This window comes from Streptomyces inhibens (assembly GCF_003389455.1).
In the GTDB taxonomy this organism is placed as follows: domain Bacteria; phylum Actinomycetota; class Actinomycetes; order Streptomycetales; family Streptomycetaceae; genus Streptomyces; species Streptomyces inhibens.
The window spans coordinates 24,630-34,579 of record NZ_QUAC01000017.1 but is presented as its reverse complement, the minus strand read 5'-3'; the positions used below and the strand labels follow the sequence as shown (position 1 = coordinate 34,579).

General features: G+C 66.0%; 5 protein-coding genes. 2 read left to right on the top strand and 3 right to left on the bottom strand.

Features of this window, described 5'->3' with window-relative positions; genetic code table 11:
• Nucleotides 1-51: 51 nt before the first annotated feature.
• Nucleotides 52-519 (bottom strand): RDD family protein, encoded by a 468-nt coding sequence (locus DY245_RS03100; protein WP_181923495.1) that lies wholly within the window; start codon nucleotides 517-519, stop codon nucleotides 52-54.
• A 294-nt stretch (nucleotides 520-813) separates the two neighbouring features.
• Here DY245_RS03100 and glnA point away from each other — a divergent pair, with 294 nt between their 5' ends.
• Together glnA and DY245_RS03090 are read left to right on the top strand one after the other, a co-directional pair.
• Complete coding sequence (glnA, locus tag DY245_RS03095) at nucleotides 814-2,223, top strand: type I glutamate--ammonia ligase (protein WP_128503193.1); 1,410 nt, start codon at nucleotides 814-816, stop codon at nucleotides 2,221-2,223.
• A 744-nt stretch (nucleotides 2,224-2,967) separates the two neighbouring features.
• A complete protein-coding gene (locus tag DY245_RS03090) occupies nucleotides 2,968-7,788 on the top strand; it encodes an ATP-binding protein (RefSeq protein WP_220377848.1) in 4,821 nt (1,606 codons plus the stop codon).
• A 255-nt stretch (nucleotides 7,789-8,043) separates the two neighbouring features.
• On the opposite strand, the gene DY245_RS03085 is transcribed toward DY245_RS03090, so the two are convergent.
• Nucleotides 8,044-8,574: an NUDIX domain-containing protein gene (locus DY245_RS03085; protein ID WP_128503191.1), complete on the bottom strand. Its 531-nt coding sequence runs from the start codon at nucleotides 8,572-8,574 to the stop codon at nucleotides 8,044-8,046.
• Between the two features lies 1 nt (nucleotide 8,575).
• A complete protein-coding gene (locus DY245_RS03080) occupies nucleotides 8,576-9,931 on the bottom strand; it encodes an NsdA family TPR-like regulatory protein (protein ID WP_128503189.1) in 1,356 nt (451 codons plus the stop codon).
• Nucleotides 9,932-9,950: the final 19 nt, after the last annotated feature.

The following is a 9,950-nucleotide window of genomic DNA, read 5'->3' as shown; positions in this document are numbered from 1 at the left end:
CCGGAGCTCAGGCTCCGGGGCGTTCGCCGTATGAGCGAGCGGTCGAATACGTCACATACGGATCTGGACGGCGCGCGCGAGGCGATCGTGGAGACCCCGGCCGTCCCGGTCCCACACCACGGCCGGAATGACCACGACAAGCAGCACCGTGCGCAGCAGCACCCGCGGCAGCGTGATCCGGCCACCGCCTTCCGCGATCACCCGCAGGCCGAGCAGCCGCTTGCCCGGTGTGAAGCCGACCGTGCCGACCGTCAGCACACTGAGCACCGCGAAGACCACCAGCGCCCAGTTGCTCGCCGACTGCGCCTTGCCGCCGCTGAGGAGGCCGTACGCGATGAGCATGCACAGCGCCCAGTCGATGAAGAGCGCGGCGAAGCGGCGCCCGGGGCGCGCGATCGAGCCGGGGCCCTCCTCCGGCAGCCCGAGCCCCTGCCCGCGGTATCCGAACTCGACACCCATGTCCTCGGCTGCCGCGCGGGGCCCGGAGATCCACGATCCGATTGCTTGCCTGTTGTCCACCCGTCCACGGTACTGCGACCGCATACGTTCGATTCGCGGAGGGCAGGTACGGGCGGGCGAGGGCCCCTACGGGGCGACCGCAGAAAGGGGAATCACGGCGAGGCCCAAATGCCCCACTTTGGAGCACACTGGGTGATAAGGGCGGCCGCGCGCCGGTTAACCTCGGCGAAACAAATGGGTCATGCTTGGGAAATCCCGCCTGCCTATGGTCGGGCAAGCGCGCCACCGCACATGGACGCGCTCCGAGTAGCAACCCCGCGTCCGCCGACCGGTGACCGGGCTAGGAGGAGTTGGATGTTCCAGAACGCCGACGAGGCCAAGAAGTTCATCGCGGACGAGGACGTCAAGTTCGTCGACGTCCGATTCTGCGACCTGCCCGGTGTGATGCAGCACTTCACCATCCCGGCAAAGGCGTTCGACCCGACCGAAGAGCTCGCGTTCGACGGTTCCTCGATCCGCGGCTTCCAGGCCATTCACGAGTCCGACATGGCCCTGCGCGCGGACCTGTCGACGGCTCGCGTGGACCCGTTCCGCCGCGACAAGACCGTCAACATCAACTTCTTCATCCACGACCCGATCACGGGCGAGCAGTACAGCCGCGACCCGCGCAACATCGCCAAGAAGGCCGAGGCCTACCTCGCCTCCACCGGCATCGCGGACACCGCGTACTTCGGTCCGGAGGCGGAGTTCTACGTCTTCGACAACGTCCGCTTCGAGACGTCGGCGAACCAGTCCTTCTACCACATCGACTCCGAGGCCGGCGCCTGGAACACCGGGTCGGAGGAGAACAACCGCGGCTACAAGGTCCGCTACAAGGGCGGCTACTTCCCGGCCCCGCCGGTCGACCACTTCGCCGACCTGCGCGCCGAGATCTCCCTGGAGCTGGACGCGGCCGGCCTGCAGGTCGAGCGTCAGCACCACGAGGTCGGCACGGCCGGCCAGGCGGAGATCAACTACAAGTTCAACACCCTGCTCGCCGCCGCCGACGACCTGATGCTCTTCAAGTACATCGTGAAGAACGTCGCCTGGCGCAACGGCAAGACCGCGACCTTCATGCCCAAGCCGATCTTCGGTGACAACGGCTCCGGCATGCACGTCCACCAGTCCCTGTGGCAGGGCGGCGCGCCCCTCTTCTACGACGAGCAGGGCTACGCCGGCCTCTCGGACACCGCCCGCTACTACATCGGCGGCATCCTCAAGCACGCCCCGTCGCTGCTGGCCTTCACCAACCCGACGGTGAACTCCTACCACCGCCTGGTCCCCGGCTTCGAGGCCCCGGTCAACCTGGTCTACTCCCAGCGCAACCGCTCCGCGGCCATGCGTATCCCGATCACGGGCTCCAACCCGAAGGCCAAGCGCGTCGAGTTCCGCGCCCCGGACCCGTCCTCGAACCCGTACCTCGCCTTCTCCGCCCTCCTCCTGGCGGGCCTGGACGGCGTCAAGAACAAGATCGAGCCGGCCGAGCCGATCGACAAGGACCTCTACGAGCTCGCCCCCGAGGAGCACGCGGGCGTCCCCCAGGTCCCCACCTCCCTCCCGGCCGTCCTCGACGCCCTCGAGGCCGACAACGAGTACCTCCAGCAGGGCGGCGTCTTCACCTCCGACCTGATCGAGACCTGGATCGACTACAAGCGCACGAACGAGATCGCCCCGATCCAGCTGCGGCCGCACCCGCATGAGTTTGAGCTGTACTACGACATCTAAAGAGCATGATCGGCCGACCTGGGCGGAAGCCCTGGAAACATGCCGTGACCTGCGAGAACTCTGCTCAGTAGTTCTCATCGTCACCGCTTGCTTTCCACCCCCTTGTGCACCGCGTGTGCACCGGACGGTCAATCGTCTGACTTAGCGTCAGGAACGACAGCGAGGGTCGCTACCCCAGAGCCGGGGTAGCGGCTCTCGCTGCTTGTCCGGACTCTGTGCGCGGCGGCAGCCTTCTCTTCTCCTAGTCACGGGGCGGGTCGGTGACCTGCAGTGATGGTGGCCACAGGTCGCTGAACTGGGCATTCGGTGATGGGTGGCGATGAGGTGCGACGGCCCTGATCGAGTGTTCTGCGGGCTGGGTGCGGACTGGGCAGGGACTGATGCGATATCACTACACAGTTCTCGACGCACCACTACGGTGAGCCGTACGGCCGCTGATAGCACGATGCCACCGAGGAACACATGAACGAGTCTGTTGCACCGGATGCTGCTGCTCGGTCCGAGGGTGAGACGGCATCTGGACCCGCCGCTGCTCCCCAGGATGCGACCGCAGGGGGCTCCACCGCCGCAGTCGGTGAAACTGAGCGAGGATCGAGCACCTATGCGACCGGCGGTGGCGGCGTTTCGTTCGCGCACCGCGTAGCGGCTGTCTATCTCGCTGGCATGTTGACCGGCGCACGACAGGCGGAGGCATCTGACCTACCGGTTCGGAGGGTGTCATTCCAAACCGGTCCGGCCCACCCGGTGGATGACCTTCTGGTCGAGTGCGGCGATGAGGCAGTCGAGGTCACCCTTGCCATGGCATGTCGAGCAACGCCGAACTTCGTCCAGAGCCATGACGAGACGGTGAAGCTCGTCGGGTCGCTGCTCGCCGAGGTCGAGAAGTTCGACACTGATACTCATCAGGTCGCCGTCGCGACCGCCGGTCGGTCCAATCAGTGGGACCAACTCGCAACACTCTGCGACATCGCGCGTGTTCATGCCGACCCGGAGTCGTTCCAAGCATCCATGGTCGTCGATGGCCGCTGGTCGAAGCCGGTGCGTGAGCGCCATGAGCAACTTCTAAGAATGGTCGAGAAGGTCGTCGGAGACGACACAACGCCGGAAGAGGCTCTGCGCCTGGCGTGGCGGCTGCTTGGCCGGCTGCACGTACTCGGTTTCGCGGTTCAGAGCCCGGACGAAGGTGACCGCGCGGTGGTTGCGACGTCACTGGACAGCGTGGCCTCAGCTGCCGCCGACGGGGTGGCGGTCCGGGACCGGCTTGAGGGCGAGGCAAGCCGCTACGACCCGACCGGCGCCGTGGTGGACCTCAAGATGCTTCGACGTGACATTCACGTGGTCTTGGACTCGGCCGTGACTCGAAGCCGACACGCGTGGTCAGTGCTCGCTGAGCAACACAAGTTGGCTGTTGCCGGTGTGCGGTCCGCTATCGGTGATGAGTCGTCCGGCAGGCCGGTCGAGATCTCGTTCTCCGACCGTCGCGAGCAACTTACTGAGGCCCTGCGCGAGGCCGGTACCCGTGCTTCGGCTCTGTTGGTATCCGGCGAGTCGGGCATTGGTAAGAGCGCTCTGACGCTTTCGGCCGTCGCAGAGTTGGAAGCTGCAGACCCCGCCGGGTTCCAGGGGGTGGTGGTGAACTTCCGCGGCCTGCCGCAGTCGAGTGTGGAGCTGCGTGCTGCGCTCGGGATGTCGCTGGAGGACGTGCTCGCGGAGCTATCGGCACCGTCTCGGGTCCTGGTCATTGACGCGGCTGATGCTGCTCTGGAGCGGTCTGCCGGCCTATTGAGCGACCTGGTGCTGGCGGCGGCTGCGGCGGGTGTTGGGCTCGTCGCGGTGACATCTGACGTGGCACTGGGTTTCGTGCGAGAGCAGGTGGAGCTGGGGTTCGCGAAGTCGATTTCATCTTTCGCGATGCTGCCGTTGGGCGACGAGGACATCTCGGTCGTCTCAGACCACTGTCCGCTTCTGCGTGCGGTCCTGCGAGACCTGCCCGTGAACTCGCTGCTGCGCAGGCCCGTTGTACTGGACCTTCTGGCTCGGACCGGGTCGGAGCCAGATAGCTCACTGGGTGAGTGGGAGTGCCTTGAGCTGGTGTGGAGCAGGGTTGTTCGGGGCGATGGGCGCCCCGGTGTCGGTTCGGCGGAGGCGCGCGAACAGACGTTGCTCGCGGTGGCCGCGGCGACGATGAAGCTACCCGAAGACCGTCGACCTAGCGCAAGCGTCGATGCTGCAGCGGTCGACGTGCTGCGTCAGGATCATCTGCTCGCGCCAGCCAGCCCGTATCGGGGCCAGCCGGATTTTGCACACGACGAAGTCCGGCGGTACGCGACCGCCATCCTTCTCGTCCGTAGCCAGAGCCCGACCAAGTTGCTGCAGGCAGCTGGGGCGCCCCGGTGGGCGCTGTCGGCCGCCACTCTTGCCTGCAAGGGACTGCTGAAAGCACCGGACGCTCGACCCGTTCGGATGTTTATCGAACTGCGCTCGCAATTGCAGGAATTCGCGGCAGCACACGGACCCCGGTGGTCTGACGTCCCGGTGGAGGCGGTTTTGGAGACTCCATTCGCGTACGAATGCCTGAAGGCCGCGTGCACGGATCAGTCGGTCGGCCTGGTACTCGGCGACGTGGTTCGAGTTGTTCAGCAGAGGCACAAGGTCAACGGGCTGGCCGACCGTCTAATCACGAACTCCGTTGTGCAAATTCTTCTCGATGACGAAAAGCCGTGGGGCGTGTCGAAGGAGTCGTTCGAGCTGCTCGCAGACTGGCTGCAATCTCTGTGCCTAGCAAACATTCCGGCCGGCAACGAACTACGAATCCGTCTGCGGGACCGTCTCCTTGCCTACTGGAACTCGTTTCCTCTACGCAAAACCGAAGGGGACGTACCGCCCGGGCGGATGTTGCAACGTCGTCGACGCCGACGCGAGCTGGATTACCACCTGACGAAGGAGAAGTTCGTCGAAACGTTGGCGCTGCTCGGTCCGGACATCGATGATGCCGTCGAAGCGTGCCTGCGGGCCATAGCCGACGATGCGCCAGCGTTCCTGGCTCCGGCAGCGGACTCGCCGTTGAGCGCCCGATCCTTGACGCAGAAGGACCCGGAGCTATTGGCGACGTTGATGGCGGCCTACTACATCGACGACGAGCTAAACTGGCACCGAGATAAGGGTGTCCGAGGGCATCAGGGCCGGTGGAAGGGTTTCGGAGCACCTTTCTTCCAGTACTACTTCGGTGGGTTCTGGCAGCTTTTCCAGACAGCTTCGCTGCCGACTTCGGTCCGGGTTTTGAACAACATCCTGAATAACGGTGCGCGGGTGCGAGTAGCAACGCTGTCGCGGCCTAGTCCGCCTTACGCGTTGACCGATCCCTTTGATGACAGGGACGACAGCGATGATGGCGAGACGGAGCAGGGAGAGGGTGAACACCGCGGCGCGATTCTGAACATTGACGGCACTGCCCGCTTGTACGTCGGCGACAGTCATGTATGGAGCTGGTACCGGGGCACGTCAGTCGGCCCATACTCGGCGATGAGCGCGCTCCAGGCCATGGAACGCCTTGCCGACACGTGGTTGAGCCAGGGTGTGCCACCGAGAAGGGTCGTCGAGGTACTCCTAGATGGCTGCGAGAACCTGGCAATTCCGGGGATGTTGTTCGGTCTGCTCGTGCGCCACATGGAGAACATCGACACCGAACTTGACGCGTTCCTCGCCGAACCGATCGTATGGGAGTTGGAGTTCGGCCGCACGACGAGTGAGTATTCAGGACTGCGTGCAAAAACCGAAGGGCTCGCGAACCTCGAACGTCGCCAATGGACACCGCGTGAGGTAGCCATGCGACTGATGATGCACGGCGGGCAGGGGCGTGCCCAGGCTTTGAAGGAGGTCGCCGACAAGCTTGTCGAGAATGGCGACCGGCTCGGTATTAGCCAGGAGCTTACGAAGAACTGGGCCGCCAGTCTGGACGCGGACCAGTATCGAATCAAGCAGCATGGCAATGAGATGTACATCGAGGTCGAACCCCCGCCTGAGCTGCGAGCCTCACTAGAGACGCACGCGGCTCACCAGGAGGCTGTGCAGACAAGCGTGCGGCTGCAGAATCGGTATTGGGGCTCGGCCAAGCATGACGCCGAGCACGTGCCGCCCCCGTCGGAGGAGATCGCCGCGGACCTGGCGACAGGCCGTGCCCTGCTGGAGGCCGATGGAGATCTGAGGCCGACCCGGCATGTGGATGCCGTTGCCCACGTCGTCCGAGCAGCGGTCGAACGAGCCGCCGCCGGTGATATGGAGGCGCTGGGCAGCGAAGCGCAGTTCGCAACTGAGCTCGTCATCGGCATCGCATTGTCGTTCCAGGAGGCCGAGGACCAACGTCACGAGGGCCAGTTCTTCGATCTTGGTGCCGACAGAGCCGTGGCTCAAGCCGTGCCAGCGTTTCTCACACCCGCACTGGCAGCGCCGCTGGAAGCGGCCGACGGCTCGACCGCAGATGTTGCCGAGGCTGGTCTTGTGATGGCAGGCAAGGCGTCCTTGGAGACTCGGCTGTACCTGGCGCGTGGATGCGATGTCGTCTGGAGGTCCCCATGCCACTTCGACCCCTGCATCCACCAGACCGCGTTGAACTGGTTGCTTGAGACCGCCCGCGGCGCAGAAATCGGTCCGTGGGACCAGGACGGCCAGCGACGGCCGAACGTCCAGATCGCCGGCCACGTTGCCGAACGCCTCCAGGAACTATCAGGTGACTCCGTTGACATCGCGGTTCTGGACGCAGCCATTCGCGGACTCGGGGCAGCCGCGTCGACGGACCACTGCTGTACCGACGACGCAGCTACGCTCCTCGCCGCGTTCCTCGACGTCGAGCGGCGCGCCATGGTCGTGCAGGCAAACAAGGGCTGGTCCGCAGACGACCGCGGGACGCACGCTCTGGCCGCCGCACGGGCCCTGCTCGAAGGCTTCGCAAAGGACGGTGACGCCGGACCGGTGCTCGAACACCTCGACGCCCTTCGCGCAGATGCGGGACTGATGTCGAACTTTCTCCACGGTCTTGCGGCAGTAGGTGCAGAGAGCGACGGGCTGGCCGAAGCTGCCCGAGGTGTCTGGCCATCTTTGCTGCGCCACGCCGTTGGCTACCTGAGTGACGACCCGAGCCCTTACCGCGACCCTGACTGGGGCGACTGGGCCGCCGCTGCGCTGCTACCGGACCCCCTTCCGTGGGCGCAAGGTCTGTACAACGAGGTCGTCGGTCTCCCCATCGACTGGGTCCGCGCTGAAGACCTCGTTGGGTCGATCGAGGATTGGCTACCGGCCGCTCGCGGAAAGGTCAAGGCCGTCGACGCGCTCATCGGCATCCTGCGGAAGCTCCCGGGGGAAGTGCAGGCCACCCGCGGCGTGCACTGGGTATCCGACCTGTGCATTCAAGATGGACGTGTCACAGTCAAACAGTCGTGGTTCTCGAATAGCTGGCTCAAGGAAATTCGCAAAACGGCCGATGAACTCGGCAAGTTGGACGAGTGGCAGATGCTCGTCGACTCCTTGGTCGTTGCCGGAAACGAGGGACTGGCCCCGTACAGCAGGTGACGTCTCAGAGGCCCTGCCCGACCCCTCGTGAGACATCCGAAATTTGGAACTATCTGGCCGATCATGTGACTACGTTGCGCCGGCAGCACACGGGGCGGAAAGTCGAGCTGGCTGCACTCAGTGCGCGGGACGGGCGGTGGTACTGGGCAGGGAGGTAGCGGCCGTGGTGCCTGGCTGAACGCGCGAACGACCGTGGCTGGCGTATGCGTGTTACGAACGGTCGCCCTAGCAAATATTCGGGCCGCTTCGGCGCCTCTATTGCCAGCCGCCGAGGGAGACCTCTGAGCCTCCCCCTAGGTAATGGTGGAGGGCGCTTGAGGTGGTGTCCACGAAGTTCTCAGGGATGGTGTCGGCGTCGATCCAGCGGACCTGGTCGTGCTTGCGCGGCTCGCGGTTCTCCGGTTCGCCGGCCCATTCGTGTGCGGCGAAGACGACCGTGAGAAAGCCGTTGGGGGCTTCGACGCCCCAGGCACCGTGGATGATGTGGGCGACCTTGAGGGACTCCGGCTTCACCGTGAGGCCGGTCTCCTCGTAGAGCTCGCGGACTGCGGTCTCGGTGATGGGCTCGCCCGGTTCGCTCTTGCCGACGGGGAGGTCCCACATGCCCTGGGCGAACTTGGCGTTCTCGCTGCGCTGGAGGAGGACGACGCGGTTGGTGGCCTTGTCGTGGACGATGACGGCCGCGACGAGCAGGGTCATCGAGTCGAGCGCCGGCTTGAGAGTTTGGGAGCGGTCGTCGGTCTGCTGGGCCACGGTGTTCCCTTCGTCGGGCGGGTTGTTGGGCATGTTAGGCGAGGGCCTCGCGGGCGCGGCGGGCGAGATCGGCGGCGCCGGGGACGCGGCGGCGCTGGTAGACAGCGAGGGTGGAGCGGATCGAGGTGATCGCCTTGCGGGTGCGGTCGGAGGTCATGCCCTCCATGAGGACCAAGGCTTGCGCCCAGGCGGCAACCGCTTCGTCAGCTCGGGCCTGGGCGGCGAGGCTGTCGCCGAGGTCGGCGTGGGTGAGGGCGTGAACGCGCTTGTATGTGTCCGGGTCCCAGCGGGTGAGCGCGTCGCGGTGCTGCTGCTCGGTACCGATGTGGTCGGCGAGGTCGGTCAAGGTGCGGGCGGTGTGGCTGGCCACGGTGCCGGCGGCGGGGCCGCTGACACGGGAGTAGCTGGGCTGGGGGCCGTCATCCCGTAGAAGGGCATCTTCGGCGGCCAGGAGGGCGCGTGCGGCCGACGAGTTCTCGTCAGTGGCTGCGTAGGCGCGGGCGTGGGTGATGTGGAGGAGGGCCTCGGTCTGGCCGTCGACGTGGCCGAGGCCGCGTCGCAGGGCGCCTTCAACGAGGTCGACGCAGTGGTGGGGCAGCTTGAGGCTCAGGGCCTGGTGGGCGAGGGCGCGCATCATCCAGGCCGCGTGACCGTGGGGGTCGGCTTCGCAGGCGAGCTGGTAGCCGACTTGGTAGTAGCGCTGGGCCGCGCCCTCGTGGCCCAGGTCGTGATGCTTCCACCCGGCGAGGTAGGCGAGTTCGGCGACGGCGCCGAAGGCGGCGCGGCGTAACGACTCCGAGGGGAAGCGCCCGCGGAGCATCGGGGCTGCGGTGTCGGCGAGGTACGCGGTGACGGTGGTCAGACCGTGCCCGCCGCCGAGACGCTCGTCGGCGGCGCTGAAGGCCGCGGTGATCTGGCGTACGACGTCCACGTCCTCCGCGCCGACCACGGACGTGCCGGTGCGGGCACGGAGCATGCGGGCGGCGGCCTCGTGATCGTAGCCGAGCGGCATGGCGACGCCAGCGGTGGTGAAGGCCGCGATGGTGAGGAAACGTCGGCGCTCGACGTCGGCGCGGCCCAGGTCGGTGACAGCGAGGACGGGGTCGGATTCCGCCGGCTCCTCGGCCTCGCCGGTATGGAGGCCGATCTCGGTCTGGGTGATCGTGCGTCCGGCTCGGCGGGACAGTGCTTCGGCAAGGTATTGGCCTACCCGGCCCGAAGGAGAACGGGTGCCGTTCACCCAGTGCGAGATGGCCGACTTGTTGGTCTGGAGGATTTCGCCGTTCTCGCCGGCGATGCGCCGCACGTCTCTGGCGAGGGCCTCGTAAGTGCAGTCGACCGCGTCGATGGCGTCGCGCAGACGGGAGTTGGGGTCTCTCTGCGCCGCCACGATCGCCTCCACTCCGGAG